This is a genomic window from Pseudomonas sp. FP2338, assembly GCF_030687515.1.
In the GTDB taxonomy this organism is placed as follows: domain Bacteria; phylum Pseudomonadota; class Gammaproteobacteria; order Pseudomonadales; family Pseudomonadaceae; genus Aquipseudomonas; species Aquipseudomonas salomonii.
Genome location: NZ_CP117436.1, coordinates 142,640 through 162,813 on the forward strand (window position 1 = coordinate 142,640; position 20,174 = coordinate 162,813).

A 20,174-nucleotide genomic window follows, 5' to 3' on the forward strand; every position below is an offset into this window, starting at 1 on the left:
CAGCTTAGGCGGTGTGGTCGATCTTGATGGTCGGGTCGGCACCGGTGATCAGCGAGTTGATGCTGGTGTGCGACCAATCGTTGCCTTCCAGCTTGATCGTCACATCGGCATTGGCCAGGCCGCCGGCGGCGTTGAGCTTGCCTTCGCTGCTGATTTGCAGGGTCGACACGCCTTCTACCGTGGTGATCTTGAGGTAGTTGTCGATGGTGCTGTCCGTCTCACCTTTCAACAGATCCTTGAGATCGATCCGGTCACCTTCCGAGGCCTTGAAGTCCTTGATCACGTCGTTGCCGAAGTCGCCCGCCTTCCAGACGAAGGTGTCGGCACCCGAGCCGCCGATCAGGATGTCGTTGCCCGGCCCACCGATCAGCGTGTCGTTACCGGTACCGCCCAACAGGATGTCATTGCCTTTGCCGCCGTCCAGCAGGTCGTTGCCGCCCTGGCCGAACAGGATGTCGTCACCTGCGCCGCCCAACAGCGTGTCGTTGCCGTCCTTGGCGCCGGAGACGTCGAAGTCCGCGTAGTGCTCGGTGACGTACTGGTGCACGTTCGAGGTGGTCACCGCCGAGACAGCCACGCCGGTTTTCTGTGCCACAAAGGCCTGCAGTGCGTTGTAGCCCTCGCCGGTAATCCCGCTGAAGCTCACCAGGTCGCCGAAGAGGATGTCGTTGCCGTCGCCACCACTGATGGTGTCGGCGCCTGGCAGCGTGGCCTCGGTGTGGCCGAGGATCGCGTTGGCCAGGTCCTTCGGATCGATGTTGCTTTGCGGCTTGCCATCGGTGTCGTAAGGCTTGAGGTCGTTGAGGCTGACGTCGCCGTTGATACCGATCGCTTCCACTTGCGACAACCCGCCCAGCAGCGCAAAGGCGCTTTTGGCATTGCTCAGCGTTGCCGAGTTGGTGCTGTTGCCCGTGCCGTCCAGGTTAGACAACTCAAAGGTACCGTCACCTTGGGCATGTACGGTGCCCAGGTCGGTGACGACCCAGCGCCAGCCATTGTAGATTTGCAGCTGAGCGGCACCCGAATTGTCGATGGACAAGTAGTGCGTATTGTCGATGTAGGTGGAGAACGTTGTGCCAGGCGTGTAGTTGGCAGTCGTGACCACGTTGTCGAACTTGACGTTGCCGTACAGCGTCGGGTTGGTCTGCTCGCCGCTCTGGTAGTACGTTGGCTGGCCGTCGGTGATGAAGTAAGTCAGGTTGGTCGCGCCGGTGTTGCTGGTGGCCAGGCCGCTCTGGAAGAAGTTGGCCGTGGTCTTGAACACGTCTTCGTAGTTGGTGCCGCCACCGGACTTCATCGAATCCAGCACCGCACTGAGCAAGGTCAGCGCGTTTGCATCGTTGAGGTTGATCGCAACCGACTTGTTCACCTGGGTATCGAAGTCCGCCACAAAGATGTTCACGGTGCCGGAGGTGTTGGCGCCCAGGCTGTCTTTGAGCGACTTGAACACTGACGTCAGCGAAGCCTTCGCCGCGTTGATCGAGTCGACGCTCATACTGCCGGAACTGTCCACCATGAACGCAATGTTGTAGTTCTTGCCTTGCACCACGTTCAGGCCGCCGATATCGGCCACGACGATGTCATTGCCGTCAGTGCCGACAATGTTGTCGCTGCCCGAAGTACCCGTCACCGAGTTGTAGGTCGCCGGGTACACGGTGACTGGCAATTGCGCCGTGGTGGACGCCGAACCGCCGATGCTTTCGGTAGAGGTCGACGTGACGGTCAGGTTGAACTGGCCGCTGTAATAGGTCGGCGGCTTGATGGTCAGGGTGTTGAGGTCCCAACCGGTCACGTTGACTTCGCCCACGCCTTTGGTCGCCGTGAACGTGTGCCCGGATGCATCGGTGAGTACCGAGCCTGCCGGCACGCCGCTGATCTTCACGCTCAGGGTTTCGGAGCCGTCGGTGTCGGTCAGTGCGGTGGTGACCTTGGACAGCTTGACGGTGCCGTTTTCCTGGCCTTCGTTGAGCTTGTAGCCCACGTAGTAACCGTCACCGTTACTGCCATGCAGGTCGGAGACGGTCACGCCGGCGTTGGTCAAATCAGTGAGGCCGGTGTACAGCGGCACGGTACTGGTGCTCAAGTTCTGTATCGCCCCGCCGTTGATCGACAGATTGACGTCAAAGCTGCCAGGCCCCGCTTGGTTGGCTTGGTAGATCTCGAGGCTGTAGTAACCGCTGACCGTTGGCGTAAACGAGCCGCTGAATTTGCCGCTGTTGGTCGCCCATACCCCGCTGGCAATGTCTTTACCGCCAACGTTGACCACCACACTGTCATCGGCGACGCCGCTGAAGGTGTAGCTCTTGCCAGCTTCCATGTACATCAGGCCGGAGATCTTGGAGCCGGAGCCGGCGTTGACATTGTCGACTGACTCGACATTGGTGACGACACTGGTGTTGTTCGGCGTACCTGCGTTGTCGATGGCTTTTTTCAGTACATCGGGTGCCGCGCCGTTCCCGTTGGTGCCGAGGCCGGCAATGCTGTTCCAGCCCTGTTTGATCAGACCGGTCGAGGCGACAGTGTTATCGGCCACGTTCAGCGTAGGTGCGTCGGCCACCGGTGTGATATCGACTTTCACCGTGGCGCTGTTGCCCAGGTCCTTGCCGTCGGTAGGCTGGAACTTGAACTGCGCATAATCAGCCTGCTTGTTGCCAATGCCGGTGCCGCCATAACCGTCGGCGCCGGATTCGTTGGCGTTAGGCATAAAGCGCAACTGGCCGCCGTCGATCTGGGCCTTGGTGAAGGTCTGGTTGGCAGTCACGTTGGTCCAGGTGGTGCCATCCGCTGCCAGGTATTGCAGCTTGCCGGCCACCGGCAGGTCGGTGATCTTCACGCCCAGGCTGGCTTGTGGCGAGTCCACATCGGTCACGCCGAAGTTGGCCCAGGTCAGTGCCAGCGGCGTGTCTTCGGTGCCGGTGACAGCGCTGCCGGTGGCGACCGGCGGATCGTTGACCGCCACCACGTTAACCGTGGTGGTGGCGACGTTGGAGTAGTTGCCGCCATCGGTCACGGTCACGGTGATGGTCCGCGGCGTGGTACTTGGGTCGTGGCTGTTGTTGGTGAACGTGATGTTCTGGATACGCTGCATGTAATCAGCCAGCGTCGCGCTGCCCGACAACGTCAGGGTGATGGTGCCTGTCTGGTTGTTGGTGCTGACGATGATGCCGTTCACGCTGTTGCCCAGGTTCAGTGCATCACCGGCCTGTGCGTTGGTCAGGGTGACCGTCGCGCCAGTCAGCATCGTGCTGTCCGGGTCGGTGATCTTGATATCGGTGTCGGCAATCGACACACCCGGCCCGGCGGTGCCTTCGGTGAAGGTGGTTCTGTAGTCGGCACCGGTGGCACCGCTGGAATTGTTGGCATCCAGGTCGATGACCGGCGGCGCATCGTTATCGATGATATTGGTGCTGACGCTGCCGTTGCCGACCACCAGGTTCTCGAAGTTGCCGCCGGTGGTTTTGTCGATAGTGATGACAATCTGTTCGGTCGGCTCGGTGATCTTGTCGTCGATCGTGGCGATGTTGAACGGCACGCTGGTGGCGCCGGCCGGGATCTTCACGGTGTATACGCCGTTGAAGTCCGAACCATCGGTGGCGGTGCCGCTGTACTTGAGCGTCACGGTCACATCGGTTTGCGCCGGGTTGCTCAGCGTCAGCGTGTAATGCGCCGTGCCGCCTTCAGTCACCGAGGCGTCGCCGGTGATGCTGATGGTGGTGTTGTTGATCACATCCGTCACTTTGGTGGTGACGGTGCTGCCGTCGACGATCAGGTGTTCGTACTTGTCGCCGCCGCTGACCACGCCGGTAATCTTGTTGTTCACATCGTTGGCGCCGACATACGCGTCATTTGGCGCAACAGCCGTGGTCGTGCTGCTGGACTTGCCGTTGCCGATAGTGATGGTCGAGCCGTTATCCAGCTTTACCACCAGATCGGAACCGACGTTGGTCACTGCCGCACCGTTCTTGTCGACCAAGGATGCGGTGTAAGTAATCTGGCCGCCTTCAGCGACGGAACCCGTGGCTTTGAGCACCACGGTCACATCATCGATGGTGTCGTTGATGGTGGTGGTCGCGCCGCCCGGCGTGATGCTCACACCTTCGAAGTTACCGCCGGTAGTGCCGGTGATCTTGACCGTCTGGGTGCTCTTGTCGATGAACACGTCATCGCCAGGCGCCGCAACCGTCACGGAGCCCACGGTCGCACCTTGCTTGATGGTGATGCTTGAACCGTTATCCAGCGTGACGACCATGTCGGTACCAGCCTTGTTGCTCAAGGTGGCCGTGTAGGTGATGGTGCCGCCTTCGTTGACGGCACTTGGTGCGGTCAGCGTGACGCTGGTGAGATCGGTGGTGCCTGGGGTATCAGTCACTGTGGTGTTAACAGGCGTTGTGCCTGGCACCAGGTTCTCGAAATGCTCGCCGCCGGTCACGCCTTTGATAGCGGTAGTGACGGTTTGATCGCCTTTGTACACATCGTTTGGAGCGACGGTGGTGACGGTGCCGCTGGACTGGTTCACACCGATGGTGATGGTTTTGCCGTTGTCCAAAGTGACGGTCAGCGGGCTGGTGATGTTAGTCACAGGCGCGCCGTTTTTATCCACAAGGCTGGCGGTGTAGATGATGTTGCCGCCTTCGCCAACGGTAGTGGTGGCGGTCAACACCACATCGACTTTGTCGATAGTGTCGTTGATCGTGGTGGTCGCGCCGTTGCCAGCAACTTCCAACTTCTCAAAATTGCCGCCAGCGGTGTCAGTGATCTTGACCGTTTGGGTGCTCTTGTCGATGAACACGTCATCGCTAGGCGCAGGGACGGTTACGGTGCCGACGGTGTCGCCAGCTTTGATGGTGATAGTCGAACCGTTATCCAACTTCAGCGTGACGTCAGTACCCGCCTTGTTGCTCAAGGTGGCGGTGTAAGTGATCTGGCCACCTTCGTTGACGGCACTTGGTGCGGTCAGCGTTACGGTCGTGGTATCCGCAGTACCCGGTGTATCAGTCACTGTGGTGTTAACCGGCGTAGTGCCTGGCACCAGGTTTTCGAAATGCTCGCCGCCGGTCACGCCTTTGATGGCGGTAGTGACGGTTTGATCGCCCTTGTACACGTCGTTTGGAGCGACGGTGGTGACGGTGCCGCTGGACTGGTTCACACCGATGGTGATGGTATGTCCGTTATCGAGAGTGACGGTCAGCGGATTGGTGATGTTAGTCACCGGATTGCCCGACTTGTCGACCAGCGACGCGGTGTAAACGATGTTGCCGCCTTCGCCAACAGTAGTGGTGGCGGTCAACACCACATCCACTTTGTCGATGGTGTCGTTGATCGTGGTGGTCGCGCCGTCGCCAGCAACTTCCAGCTTCTCGAAGTTACCGCCAGCAGTGTCAGTGATCTTGACCGTTTGGGTGCTCTTGTCGATGAACACGTCATCGCTAGGCGCAGGGACGGTTACGGTGCCGACGGTGTCGCCCGCTTTGATGGTGATGGTCGAGCCGTTATCCAGCTTCAAGGTTACGTCGGTGCCCGCTTTATTGGAAAGCGTAGCGGTGTACGTAATCTGACCACCTTCGTTCACTGCAGACGGAGCTGTCAGTGTCACGGTGGTTGTGTTGTCGGTGCCCGGTGTATCAGTCACTGTGGTGTTAACAGGCGTTGTGCCTGGCACCAGGTTTTCGAAGTGCTCGCCGCCGGTCACGCCTTTGATGGCGGTAGTGACGGTTTGATCGCCTTTGTACACATCGTTTGGAGCGACGGTAGTGACAGTGCCGCTGGACTGGTTCACACCGATGGTGATGGTATGTCCGTTATCGAGAGTGACGGTCAGCGGATTGGTGATGTTAGTCACCGGATTGCCCGACTTGTCGACCAGCGACGCGGTGTAAACGATGTTGCCGCCTTCGCCAACAGTAGTGGTGGCGGTCAACACCACATCCACTTTGTCGATGGTGTCGTTGATCGTGGTGGTCGCGCCGTCGCCAGCAACTTCCAGCTTCTCGAAGTTACCGCCAGTGGTGTCAGTGATCTTGACCGTCTGAGTGCTCTTATCGATGAACACGTCATCGCTAGGCGCCGCAACAGTGACGGAACCGACGGTATCGCCAGCTTTGATGGTGATGGAAGAGCCGTTATCCAACTTCAGCGTGACGTCAGTACCGGCCTTGTTGCTCAAGGTCGCGGTGTAGGTGATCTGACCACCTTCGTTCACTGCAGACGGAGCTGTCAGTGTCACGGTGGTGGTGTTATCGGTACCCGGAGTATCCGTGACGGTAGTGCTAACAGGTGTAGTACCTGGCACCAAACTCTCGAAGTGCTCACCGCCAGTCACGTTAGTGATAGCGGTAGTGACGGTCTGGTCGCCTTTGTACACATCATCTGGAGCTACAACGGTCACGCTGCCGTTCGACTGATTAACGCCGATGGTGATGGTCTGGCCATTATCCAGGGTCACGGTCAGGGGGTTGGTGATGTTAGTCACCGGATTGCCCGACTTGTCGACCAGCGACGCGGTGTAAACGATGTTGCCGCCTTCGCCAACGGTGGTGGTGGCGGTCAACACCACATCCACTTTGTCGATGGTGTCGTTGATTGTGGTGGTTGCGCCGTCGCCTGCAACTTCCAGCTTCTCGAAGTTACCGCCAGTGGTGTCAGTGATCTTTACGGTCTGAGTGCTCTTGTCGATGAACACGTCATCGCCAGGTGCCGCAACAGTCACAGAGCCAACGGTATCGCCGGCTTTGATGGTGATGCTCGAGCCGTTATCCAACTTCAGCGTGACGTCGGTACCTGCTTTGTTGCTCAAGGTCGCGGTGTAGGTGATCTGACCGCCTTCGTTCACTGCAGACGGAGCTGTCAGTGTCACGGTGGTTGTGTTGTCGGTGCCCGGTGTATCGGTGACGGTGGTGCTCACCGGCGTGGTACCTGGCACCAGGTTTTCGAAGTGCGCGCCGCCAGTCACATTAGTAATAGCGGTAGTGACGGTTTGATCGCCTTTGTACACATCATCCGGAGCTACAACGGTCACGCTACCATTCGATTGATTCACTCCGATGGTGATGGTCTGGCCATTATCCAGGGTCACAGTCAGCGGGTTGGTGATGTTAGTCACCGGATTGCCCGACTTGTCGACCAGCGACGCGGTGTAAACGATGTTGCCGCCTTCGCCAACGGTGGTGGTGGCCGTCAAAACCACATCCACCTTGTCGATAGTGTCGTTGATGGTCGTAGTTGCACCATCACCAGCTACTTCCAGCTTCTCGAAGTTACCGCCAGCAGTGTCAGTGATCTTGACCGTCTGAGTGCTCTTATCGATGAACACGTCATCGCTAGGCGCAGGGACGGTTACGGTGCCGACGGTGTCGCCAGCTTTGATGGTGATAGTCGAGCCGTTATCCAGCCTCAAGGTTACGTCGGTGCCCGCTTTATTGGAAAGCGTAGCGGTGTAAGTGATCTGACCACCTTCGTTCACTGCAGACGGAGCCGTCAGCGTCACGGTGGTGGTGTTATCAGTACCCGGTGTATCGGTGACTGTGGTGCTCACCGGCGTGGTACCTGGGACCAGATTTTCGAAGTGCTCGCCGCCAGTCACGTTAGTGATAGCGGTAGTGACGGTCTGGTCGCCCTTGTACACATCATCCGGAGCTACAACGGTCACGCTGCCGTTCGACTGATTAACGCCGATGGTAATGGTCTGGCCGTTATCCAAAGTCACGGTCAGCGGATTGGTGATGTTAGTGACTGCCGCGCCGTTTTTATCCACAAGGCTGGCGGTGTAGACGATGTTGCCGCCTTCGCCAACGGTAGTGGTGGCGGTCAACACCACATCGACTTTGTCGATAGTGTCGTTGATCGTGGTGGTCGCGCCGTTGCCAGCAACTTCCAGTTTTTCGAAGTTGCCGCCAGTGGTGTCGGTGATCTTGACCGTTTGCGTGCTCTTGTCGATGAACACGTCATCGCTAGGTGCAGGGACGGTCACGGTGCCAACTGTATCGCCAGCTTTGATGGTGATGCTCGAACCGTTATCCAACTTCAGCGTGACGTCAGTACCCGCTTTATTGGAGAGCGTCGCGGTGTAGGTGATCTGACCACCTTCGTTCACTGCAGACGGAGCCGTCAGTGTCACGGTGGTGGTGTTATCGGTACCCGGAGTATCCGTGACGGTAGTGGTAACAGGTGTAGTACCTGGCACCAGATTTTCGAAGTGCTCGCCGCCAGTCACATTAGTGATCGCGGTAGTGACGGTTTGATCGCCTTTGTAGACATCATCTGGAGCTACAACGGTGACGCTGCCGTTCGACTGATTAACGCCGATGGTAATGGTCTGGCCGTTATCCAAAGTCACGGTCAACGGGTTGGTGATGTTAGTCACCGGATTGCCCGACTTGTCGACCAGCGACGCGGTGTAAACGATGTTGCCGCCTTCGCCAACAGTAGTGGTGGCGGTCAACACCACATCCACTTTGTCGATGGTGTCGTTGATCGTGGTGGTCGCGCCGTCGCCTGCAACTTCCAGCTTCTCGAAGTTACCGCCAGTGGTGTCAGTGATCTTGACCGTCTGAGTGCTCTTATCGATAAACGTCATCGCCAGGCGCCGCAACAGTCACAGATCCAACGGTATCGCCGGCTTTGATGGTGATGCTCGAGCCGTTATCCAACTTCAGCGTGACGTCGGTACCTGCTTTGTTGCTCAAGGTCGCGGTGTAGGTGATCTGACCGCCTTCGTTCACTGCAGACGGAGCTGTCAGTGTCACGGTGGTTGTGTTGTCGGTGCCCGGTGTATCCGTGACGGTAGTGCTAACCGGCGTCGTACCTGGCACCAGGTTCTCGAAATGCTCGCCGCCAGTCACGTTAGTGATAGCGGTAGTGACGGTCTGGTCGCCCTTGTACACATCATCCGGAGCTACAACGGTCACGCTACCATTCGATTGATTCACACCGATGGTGATGGTCTGGCCATTATCCAGGGTCACAGTCAGCGGGTTGGTGATGTTAGTCACTGCCGCGCCGTTTTTATCCACAAGGCTGGCGGTGTAAACGATGTTGCCGCCTTCGCCAACGGTAGTGTGGCAGTCAACACCACATCGACCTTGTCGATGGTGTCGTTGATTGTGGTGGTTGCGCCATTACCTGCAACTTCCAGCTTCTCGAAGTTGCCGCCAGCAGTGTCAGTGATCTTGACCGTTTGCGTGCTCTTGTCGATGAACACGTCATCGCTAGGCGCAGGGACGGTCACGGTGCCACTGTATCGCCAGCTTTGATGGTGATGCTCGAACCGTTATCCAACTTCAGCGTGACGTCAGTACCCGCTTTATTGGAGCGTCGCGGTGTAGGATCTGACCACCTTCGTTCACTGCAGACGGAGCTGTCAGTGTCACGGTGGTTGTGTTGTCGGTGCCCGGTGTATCCGTGACGGTAGTGCTAACCGGCGTCGTACCTGGCACCAGGTTCTCGAAGTGCGCGCCGCCAGTCACATTAGTGATAGCGGTAGTGACGGTTTGATCGCCCTTGTACACGTCATCTGGAGCTACTACGGTCACGCTGCCGTTCGACTGATTAACGCCGATGGTAATGGTCTGGCCGTTATCCAAAGTCACGGTCAGCGGATTGGTGATGTTAGTGACTGCCGCGCCGTTTTTATCCACAAGGCTGGCGGTGTAGACGATGTTGCCGCCTTCGCCAACGGTAGTGGTGGCGGTCAACACCACATCGACTTTGTCGATAGTGTCGTTGATCGTGGTGGTCGCGCCGTTGCCAGCAACTTCCAGTTTTTCGAAGTTGCCGCCAGTGGTGTCGGTGATCTTGACCGTTTGCGTGCTCTTGTCGATGAACACGTCATCGCTAGGTGCAGGGACGGTCACGGTGCCAACTGTATCGCCAGCTTTGATGGTGATGCTCGAACCGTTATCCAACTTCAGCGTGACGTCAGTACCCGCTTTATTGGAGAGCGTCGCGGTGTAGGTGATCTGACCACCTTCGTTCACTGCAGACGGAGCCGTCAGTGTCACGGTGGTGGTGTTATCGGTACCCGGAGTATCCGTGACGGTAGTGGTAACAGGTGTAGTACCTGGCACCAGATTTTCGAAGTGCTCGCCGCCAGTCACATTAGTGATCGCGGTAGTGACGGTTTGATCGCCTTTGTAGACATCATCTGGAGCTACAACGGTGACGCTGCCGTTCGACTGATTAACGCCGATGGTAATGGTCTGGCCGTTATCCAAAGTCACGGTCAACGGGTTGGTGATGTTAGTCACCGGATTGCCCGACTTGTCGACCAGCGACGCGGTGTAAACGATGTTGCCGCCTTCGCCAACAGTAGTGGTGGCGGTCAACACCACATCCACTTTGTCGATGGTGTCGTTGATCGTGGTGGTCGCGCCGTCGCCTGCAACTTCCAGCTTCTCGAAGTTACCGCCAGTGGTGTCAGTGATCTTGACCGTCTGAGTGCTCTTATCGATAAACACGTCATCGCCAGGCGCCGCAACAGTCACAGATCCAACGGTATCGCCGGCTTTGATGGTGATGCTCGAGCCGTTATCCAACTTCAGCGTGACGTCGGTACCTGCTTTGTTGCTCAAGGTCGCGGTGTAGGTGATCTGACCGCCTTCGTTCACTGCAGACGGAGCTGTCAGTGTCACGGTGGTTGTGTTGTCGGTGCCCGGTGTATCCGTGACGGTAGTGCTAACCGGCGTCGTACCTGGCACCAGGTTCTCGAAATGCTCGCCGCCAGTCACGTTAGTGATAGCGGTAGTGACGGTCTGGTCGCCCTTGTACACATCATCCGGAGCTACAACGGTCACGCTACCATTCGATTGATTCACACCGATGGTGATGGTCTGGCCATTATCCAGGGTCACAGTCAGCGGGTTGGTGATGTTAGTCACTGCCGCGCCGTTTTTATCCACAAGGCTGGCGGTGTAAACGATGTTGCCGCCTTCGCCAACGGTAGTGGTGGCAGTCAACACCACATCGACCTTGTCGATGGTGTCGTTGATTGTGGTGGTTGCGCCATTACCTGCAACTTCCAGCTTCTCGAAGTTGCCGCCAGCAGTGTCAGTGATCTTGACCGTTTGCGTGCTCTTGTCGATGAACACGTCATCGCTAGGCGCAGGGACGGTCACGGTGCCAACTGTATCGCCAGCTTTGATGGTGATGCTCGAACCGTTATCCAACTTCAGCGTGACGTCAGTACCCGCTTTATTGGAGAGCGTCGCGGTGTAGGTGATCTGACCACCTTCGTTCACTGCAGACGGAGCTGTCAGTGTCACGGTGGTTGTGTTGTCGGTGCCCGGTGTATCCGTGACGGTAGTGCTAACCGGCGTCGTACCTGGCACCAGGTTCTCGAAGTGCGCGCCGCCAGTCACATTAGTGATAGCGGTAGTGACGGTTTGATCGCCCTTGTACACGTCATCTGGAGCTACTACGGTCACGCTGCCGTTCGACTGATTAACGCCGATGGTAATGGTCTGGCCGTTATCCAAAGTCACGGTCAACGGGTTGGTGATGTTGGTCACCGCATTACCCGACTTGTCGACCAGCGACGCGGTGTAAACGATGTTGCCGCCTTCGCCAACGGTGGTGGTGGCAGTCAACACCACATCGACCTTGTCGATGGTGTCGTTGATGGTCGTAGTTGCACCATCACCAGCTACTTCCAGTTTCTCGAAGTTGCCGCCAGCAGTGTCAGTGATCTTGACCGTCTGAGTGCTCTTATCGATGAACACGTCATCGCTAGGCGCCGCAACAGTGACGGAACCGACGGTATCGCCAGCTTTGATGGTGATGGAAGAGCCGTTATCCAACTTCAGCGTGACGTCAGTACCGGCCTTGTTGCTCAAGGTCGCGGTGTAGGTGATCTGACCACCTTCGTTCACTGCAGACGGAGCTGTCAGTGTCACGGTGGTGGTGTTATCGGTACCCGGAGTATCCGTGACGGTAGTGCTAACAGGTGTAGTACCTGGCACCAAATTCTCGAAGTGCTCACCGCCAGTCACGTTAGTGATAGCGGTAGTGACGGTCTGGTCGCCTTTGTACACATCATCTGGAGCTACAACGGTCACGCTGCCGTTCGACTGATTAACGCCGATGGTGATGGTCTGGCCATTATCCAGGGTCACGGTCAGGGGGTTGGTGATGTTAGTCACCGGATTGCCCGACTTGTCGACCAGCGACGCGGTGTAAACGATGTTGCCGCCTTCGCCAACGGTGGTGGTGGCGGTCAACACCACATCCACTTTGTCGATGGTGTCGTTGATGTGGTGGTTGCGCCGTCGCCTGCAACTTCCAGCTTCTCGAAGTTACCGCCAGTGGTGTCAGTGATCTTTACGGTCTGAGTGCTCTTGTCGATGAACACGTCATCGCCAGGTGCCGCAACAGTCACAGAGCCAACGGTATCGCCGGCTTTGATGGTGATGCTCGAGCCGTTATCCAACTTCAGCGTGACGTCGGTACCTGCTTTGTTGCTCAAGGTCGCGGTGTAGGTGATCTGACCGCCTTCGTTCACTGCAGACGGAGCTGTCAGTGTCACGGTGGTTGTGTTGTCGGTGCCCGGTGTATCGGTGACGGTGGTGCTCACCGGCGTGGTACCTGGCACCAGGTTTTCGAAGTGCGCGCCGCCAGTCACGTTAGTGATAGCGGTAGTGACGGTCTGGTCGCCCTTGTACACATCATCCGGAGCTACAACGGTCACGCTGCCGTTCGACTGATTCACACCGATGGTGATGGTCTGGCCATTATCCAGGGTCACGGTCAGCGGGTTGGTGATGTTGGTCACCGCATTACCCGACTTGTCGACCAGCGACGCGGTGTAAACGATGTTGCCGCCTTCGCCAACGGTGGTGGTGGCAGTCAACACCACATCGACCTTGTCGATGGTGTCGTTGATGGTCGTAGTTGCACCATCACCAGCTACTTCCAGTTTCTCGAAGTTGCCGCCAGCAGTGTCAGTGATCTTGACCGTCTGAGTGCTCTTATCGATGAACACGTCATCGCTAGGCGCAGGGACGGTTACGGTGCCGACGGTGTCGCCAGCTTTGATGGTGATGGAAGAGCCGTTATCCAACTTCAGCGTGACGTCAGTACCGGCCTTGTTGCTCAAGGTCGCGGTGTAGGTGATCTGACCACCTTCGTTCACTGCAGACGGCGCCGTCAGTGTCACGGTGGTGGTGTTATCGGTACCCGGAGTATCCGTGACGGTAGTGCTAACAGGTGTAGTACCTGGCACCAAATTCTCGAAGTGCTCACCGCCGGACACATTAGTAATAGCGGTAGTGACGGTCTGGTCACCCTTGTACACGTCATCTGGAGCTACAACGGTCACGCTGCCGTTCGACTGATTAACGCCGATGGTAATGGTCTGGCCGTTATCCAAAGTCACGGTCAACGGGTTGGTGATGTTGGTCACCGCATTACCCGACTTGTCGACCAGCGACGCGGTGTAAACGATGTTGCCGCCTTCGCCAACGGTGGTGGTGGCAGTCAACACCACATCGACCTTGTCGATGGTGTCGTTGATCGTGGTGGTCGCGCCGTCGCCAGCAACTTCCAGCTTCTCGAAGTTACCGCCAGCAGTGTCAGTGATCTTGACCGTTTGGGTGCTCTTGTCGATGAACACGTCATCGCTAGGCGCAGGGACGGTTACGGTGCCGACGGTGTCGCCCGCTTTGATGGTGATGGTCGAGCCGTTATCCAGCTTCAAGGTTACGTCGGTGCCCGCTTTATTGGAAAGCGTAGCGGTGTACGTAATCTGACCACCTTCGTTCACTGCAGACGGAGCCGTCAGCGTCACGGTGGTGGTGTTATCAGTACCCGGTGTATCGGTGACTGTGGTGCTCACCGGCGTGGTACCTGGGACCAGATTTTCGAAGTGCTCGCCGCCAGTCACGTTAGTGATAGCGGTAGTGACGGTCTGGTCGCCCTTGTACACATCATCCGGAGCTACAACGGTCACGCTGCCGTTCGACTGATTCACACCGATGGTGATGGTCTGGCCATTATCCAGGGTCACGGTCAGCGGGTTGGTGATGTTGGTCACCGCATTACCCGACTTGTCGACCAGCGACGCGGTGTAAACGATGTTGCCGCCTTCGCCAACGGTGGTGGTGGCAGTCAACACCACATCGACCTTGTCGATGGTGTCGTTGATGGTCGTAGTTGCACCATCACCAGCTACTTCCAGTTTCTCGAAGTTGCCGCCAGCAGTGTCAGTGATCTTGACCGTCTGAGTGCTCTTATCGATGAACACGTCATCGCTAGGCGCAGGGACGGTTACGGTGCCGACGGTGTCGCCAGCTTTGATGGTGATGGAAGAGCCGTTATCCAACTTCAGCGTGACGTCAGTACCGGCCTTGTTGCTCAAGGTCGCGGTGTAGGTGATCTGACCACCTTCGTTCACTGCAGACGGAGCTGTCAGTGTCACGGTGGTGGTGTTATCGGTACCCGGAGTATCCGTGACGGTAGTGCTAACAGGTGTAGTACCTGGCACCAAATTCTCGAAGTGCTCACCGCCAGTCACGTTAGTGATAGCGGTAGTGACGGTCTGGTCGCCTTTGTACACATCATCTGGAGCTACAACGGTCACGCTGCCGTTCGACTGATTAACGCCGATGGTGATGGTCTGGCCATTATCCAGGGTCACGGTCAGGGGGTTGGTGATGTTAGTCACCGGATTGCCCGACTTGTCGACCAGCGACGCGGTGTAAACGATGTTGCCGCCTTCGCCAACGGTGGTGGTGGCGGTCAACACCACATCCACTTTGTCGATGGTGTCGTTGATTGTGGTGGTTGCGCCGTCGCCTGCAACTTCCAGCTTCTCGAAGTTACCGCCAGTGGTGTCAGTGATCTTTACGGTCTGAGTGCTCTTGTCGATGAACACGTCATCGCCAGGTGCCGCAACAGTCACAGAGCCAACGGTATCGCCGGCTTTGATGGTGATGCTCGAGCCGTTATCCAACTTCAGCGTGACGTCAGTACCCGCTTTATTGGAGAGCGTCGCGGTGTAGGTGATCTGACCACCTTCGTTCACTGCAGACGGCGCCGTCAGTGTCACGGTGGTGGTGTTATCGGTACCCGGAGTATCCGTGACGGTAGTGCTAACAGGTGTAGTACCTGGCACCAAATTCTCGAAGTGCTCACCGCCGGACACATTAGTAATAGCGGTAGTGACGGTCTGGTCACCCTTGTACACGTCATCTGGAGCTACAACGGTCACGCTGCCGTTCGACTGATTAACGCCGATGGTAATGGTCTGGCCGTTATCCAAAGTCACGGTCAACGGGTTGGTGATGTTGGTCACCGCATTACCCGACTTGTCGACCAGCGACGCGGTGTAAACGATGTTGCCGCCTTCGCCAACGGTGGTGGTGGCAGTCAACACCACATCGACCTTGTCGATGGTGTCGTTGATCGTGGTGGTCGCGCCGTCGCCTGCAACTTCCAGTTTTTCGAAGTTACCGCCAACGGTGTCGGTGATCTTGACCGTTTGCGTGCTCTTGTCGATGAACACGTCATCGCTAGGCGCAGGGACGGTTACGGTGCCGACGGTTTCACCGGCTTTGATGGTGATCGTCGAGCCGTTATCCAGCTTCAGCGTGACGTCAGTGCCGGCCTTGTTGCTCAAGGTGGCGGTGTAGGTGATCTGGCCACCTTCGTTCACTGCAGACGGAGCCGTCAGCGTCACGGTGGTGGTGTTATCGGTACCCGGAGTATCCGTGACGGTAGTGGTAACAGGTGTAGTACCTGGCACCAGGTTCTCGAAGTGCGCGCCGCCAGTCACGTTAGTGATAGCGGTAGTGACGGTCTGGTCGCCTTTGTACACATCATCTGGAGCTACAACGGTCACGCTGCCGTTCGACTGATTAACGCCGATGGTAATGGTCTGGCCGTTATCCAAAGTCACGGTCAACGGGTTGGTGATGTTGGTCACCGCATTACCCGACTTGTCGACCAGCGACGCGGTGTAAACGATGTTGCCGCCTTCGCCAACGGTGGTGGTGGCAGTCAACACCACATCGACCTTGTCGATGGTGTCGTTGATGGTCGTAGTTGCACCATCACCAGCTACTTCCAGTTTCTCGAAGTTGCCGCCAGCAGTGTCAGTGATTTTGACCGTCTGAGTGCTCTTATCGATGAACACGTCATCGCTAGGCGCAGGGACGGTTACGGTGCCGACGGTGTCGCCAGCTTTGATGGTGATGCTCGAACCGTTATCCAGTTTCAGCGTGACGTCGGTACCCGCTTTATTGGAGAGCGTCGCGGTGTAGGTGATCTGACCACCTTCGTTCACTGCAGACGGCGCCGTCAGTGTCACGGTGGTGGTGTTATCGGTACCCGGAGTGTCGGTGACGGTAGTGCTAACAGGTGTAGTACCTGGCACCAAATTCTCGAAGTGCTCCCCGCCAGCCACATTAGTGATAGCGGTAGTGACGGTTTGATCGCCTTTGTACACATCATCCGGAGCTACAACGGTGACGCTGCCGTTCGACTGATTAACGCCGATAGTGATGGTCTGGCCGTTATCCAAAGTCACGGTCAACGGATTGGTGATGTTGGTCACCGCATTACCCGACTTGTCGACCAGCGACGCGGTGTAAACGATATTGCCGCCTTCGCCAACGGTGGTGGTGGCAGTCAACACCACATCGACTTTGTCGATGGTGTCGTTGATAGTCGTGGTTGCGCCATTACCTGCAACTTCCAGCTTCTCGAAGTTGCCGCCAGCGGTGTCAGTGATCTTGACCGTTTGGGTGCTCTTGTCGATGAACACGTCATCGCTAGGCGCAGGGACGGTCACGGTGCCGACGGTGTCGCCCGCTTTGATGGTGATGGTCGAACCGTTATCCAACTTCAGCGTGACGTCAGTACCCGCTTTATTGGAGAGCGTAGCGGTGTAGGTAATCTGACCACCCTCGTTCGCCTCGGACGGAGCCGTCAAGGTGACGGTGGTGGTGTCAATCGAGTCGGTAATCGTGGTGACCGCAGGTGTAGTGTTCGGCACCAGGTTTTCGAAGTTGCCGCCGGTCGTGCCAGTGATGGTGGTGCTCACCGTGCTGCCATTGACGTAGACGTCGTTCGGCGGAGTGCCGACCACCACGCTGCCGACAGATTCGCCCGCTTTGATAGTGATCACCGAGCCATCGCTCAAGGTGACGGTCACCGGGGTTTGCGCCGGGTTGGTCAGGGTGGCGGTGTAGGTGATTTGGCCACCTTCGGTCACGGTATTGGTAGCCGTCAGCGAAACAGTGGTGGTGTCGATCGAGTCGGTGATCGTGGTGACCGCAGGCGTGGTGCTCGGTACCAGATTCTCAAAGTTGCCGCCGGTCGCGCCGGTAATAGTGGTGCTGACGGTCGAACCATTGTTGTAAACGTCGTTCGCCGGAGTGTCGATCACAACGGTGCCGGTCGATTCACCCGCTTTGATGGTGATTACCGAGCCATTGCTCAGGGTGACGGTCACCGGGGTTTGCGCCGGGTTGGTCAGGGTAGCGGTGTAGGTGATCTGGCCGCCTTCGGTGATCGCGTCGGTAGCCGTCAGCGAGACAGTAGTGGTGTCGATCGAATCGGTGATCGTGGTGACCGCAGGCGTAGTATTTGGCACCAGGTTTTCAAAGTTGCCGCCGGTTGCGCCCGTAATAGTAGTGCTGACGGTCGAACCATTGTTGTAAACGTCGTTCGCTGGTGTATCCACCACAACAGTCCCAACCGACTCTCCAGCCTTGATCGTAATCACTGAGCCATTGCTCAAGGTGACAGTCACCGGGGTTTGCGCCGGGTTGGTCAGGGTAGCGGTGTAAGTGATCTGACCGCCTTCGGTGACAGTGTTGCCTGCTGTCAGGGTAACGGTGGTGGTGTCGATCGAATCAGTGATCGTGGTAACCGCAGGCGTGGTGCTCGGTACCAGGTTTTCAAAATTGCCACCGGTCGCACCGGTGATAGTAGTGCTGACAGTCGAACCATTGTTGTAAACGTCGTTAGCCGGTGTATCGACCACAACAGTACCAACCGACTCCCCAGCCTTGATCGTAATCACCGAGCCATTGCTCAAGGTGACAGTCACCGGCGTCTGCGCCGGGTTAGTCAGGGTAGCGGTGTAAGTGATCTGACCGCCTTCGGTCACGGTGTTACCCGCCGTCAGGGTAACGGTGGTGGTGTCGATCGAATCAGTGATCGTGGTAACCGCAGGCGTGGTGCTCGGTACCAGGTTTTCAAAATTGCCGCCGGTCGCACCGGTAATAGTAGTGCTGACGGTCGAACCGTTGTTGTAAACGTCGTTAGCCGGTGTATCGACCACAACAGTACCAACCGACTCCCCAGCCTTGATCGTAATCACCGAGCCATTGCTCAAGGTGACAGTCACTGGGGTTTGCGCCGGGTTGGTCAGGGTAGCGGTGTAGGTGATCTGACCGCCTTCGGTGACAGTGTTGCCTGCTGTCAGGGTAACGGTGGTGGTGTCGATCGAATCAGTGATCGTGGTAACCGCAGGCGTGGTGCTCGGTACCAGGTTTTCAAAATTGCCGCCGGTCGCGCCGGTAATAGTGGTGCTGACGGTCGAACCATTGTTGTAAACGTCGTTCGCTGGTGTATCCACCACAACAGTCCCAACCGACTCTCCAGCCTTGATCGTAATCACCGAGCCATTGCTCAAGGTGACAGTCACTGGGGTTTGGGCCGGATTGGTCAGGGTAGCGGTGTAAGTGATCTGACCGCCTTCGGTGACAGTGTTGCCTGCTGTCAGGGTAACGGTGGTGGTGTCGATCGAATCAGTGATCGTGGTAACCGCGGGCGTGGTGCTCGGTACCAGGTTTTCAAAATTGCCGCCGGTCGCACCGGTAATAGTAGTGCTGACGGTCGAGCCATTGTTGTAAACGTCGTTAGCCGGTGTATCGACCACAACAGTACCAACCGACTCCCCAGCCTTGATCGTAATCACCGAGCCATTGCTCAAGGTGACAGTCACCGGCGTCTGCGCCGGGTTGGTCAAGGTGGCGGTATAGGTAATCTGACCGCCTTCAGTCACGGTATTACCCGCCGTCAACGTGACGGTGGTGGTGTCGATGGTGTCGGTAATCTGCGTAACGGCCGGGTTCGGGTCAATCGTCAGCACCAGGTTGTTGCCGCCGGTGGTGCCGGTGACGTTCACGTTGATCTGGCTTGGGTCGATGTACGGGCTGTCATTCGGTGCCAGCGGCACGTTGACGGTGCCGGTCAGTTGGCCGGCGGTGATGGTGATCACTGCGCCGTTGGACAGGGTGATGCTCAAGTCATTGATCGGCGGCTGCGTGACGGTGGCGGTGTAGGTCAGCACACCACCGGCTTCGGTGATGGTCGGCGTTGCGCTCAGCGTCAGGGTCGACGTCTGCAAGACCAGGTTGCCATTGCCGCCTGCGCTTTGGGCGCCCGTGAGTTGGGTCGCTGTCGTGGTGCTCTGGCCCAGTGGGCCGGTCGGGAAGCCGATCGTCGGGTCGACACGGCCCGCAGTCGCGTCCAGTACAACAAAGCTGTGGCCCCCGCCCGCAGCACCATTACCGGCAGCCGTCGCGCCGGCGGCGGTAGCATCCAGGTCGGTCGTCGGGTCGGCGCCCGCGACGATGGCTTGCTGCAGTTCGGCAACCGACGGCGCGGCGTTCTCGGCGGCAGCGGCCAGGTCAAGGCTGGAGTCCGGCAGGTCGGCGCTCCACTGGGTTTCACGGCCCAGGTCCAGGGTGCGGCCGTCGGCCAGCTCAAGGCTCACGGCGCCGGACATGCCGGTGTCGATCTGGTCGCCTGCGAACAGGCGATCACCTTCTACAAGGACACGGCGCGTCCCTTCCGGAGAAATAACGAAAACTTGACCAACAATGCTTTTGACGATGGCAACAACACTGCTCATTAAAGATTTCTCCGGCGATCCGTTTCTGATGAATTCCATGTGGCCGCTCGCGGGGTGAGGGCCAGACAGGAGGGGGCGTAGTCTAAGTAGTTACTGACGTCAAATTATTGGCTAGATTTATTCGTTATCTAGTTTATGCCAAACTATTGACCTTCTGGTCGCCATCCTAAACAATTGGCCCCGTAATGTCACATTGATATTTATGCGGCGAACCGTCCTACATGTGTGAAGCAGTTCCGCTTTTTGAACTTTCCGACGTACGGTCATTACGGTAGCCATTATCCGACGCAGCGAAGCCAATCGCTGTGATTTGAGACAAGAA

General features: G+C 57.5%; 4 protein-coding genes and 1 pseudogene. All 5 read right to left on the bottom strand.

Annotated elements, in window-relative coordinates; translation table 11 throughout:
* Nucleotides 1-4 precede the first annotated feature (4 nt).
* Nucleotides 5-8,449, bottom strand: coding sequence for an immunoglobulin-like domain-containing protein (locus tag PSH96_RS00675; RefSeq protein WP_370694341.1), 8,445 nt, complete (start codon nt 8,447-8,449; stop codon nt 5-7).
* Between the two features lie 69 nt (nt 8,450-8,518).
* Nucleotides 8,519-9,008: pseudogene (locus PSH96_RS29450) on the bottom strand (immunoglobulin-like domain-containing protein); the annotation flags it as partial.
* On the bottom strand, nt 8,984-9,196 hold the full coding sequence (locus tag PSH96_RS29455) for an immunoglobulin-like domain-containing protein (protein WP_370694320.1): 213 nt from the start codon (nt 9,194-9,196) through the stop codon (nt 8,984-8,986). The pseudogene PSH96_RS29450 and the gene PSH96_RS29455, both read right to left, overlap by 25 nt.
* A 79-nt stretch (nt 9,197-9,275) precedes the next feature.
* Nucleotides 9,276-12,209 (bottom strand): immunoglobulin-like domain-containing protein, encoded by a 2,934-nt coding sequence (locus tag PSH96_RS29460; protein ID WP_370694321.1) that lies wholly within the window; start codon nt 12,207-12,209, stop codon nt 9,276-9,278.
* Nucleotides 12,206-19,852 carry a retention module-containing protein gene (locus PSH96_RS00680; RefSeq protein WP_305456905.1) on the bottom strand — a complete coding sequence of 2,549 codons (7,647 nt, stop codon included), beginning with the start codon at nt 19,850-19,852 and terminating at the stop codon, nt 12,206-12,208. The genes PSH96_RS29460 and PSH96_RS00680 overlap by 4 nt, the downstream gene beginning before the upstream one ends.
* Nucleotides 19,853-20,174: the final 322 nt, after the last annotated feature.

Coding starts and splice junctions, on each gene's coding strand:
- PSH96_RS00680 (WP_305456905.1), bottom strand. CDS start 19,852: ATGAGCAGTGTTGTTGCCATCGTCAAAAGCATTGTTGGTCAAGTTTTC.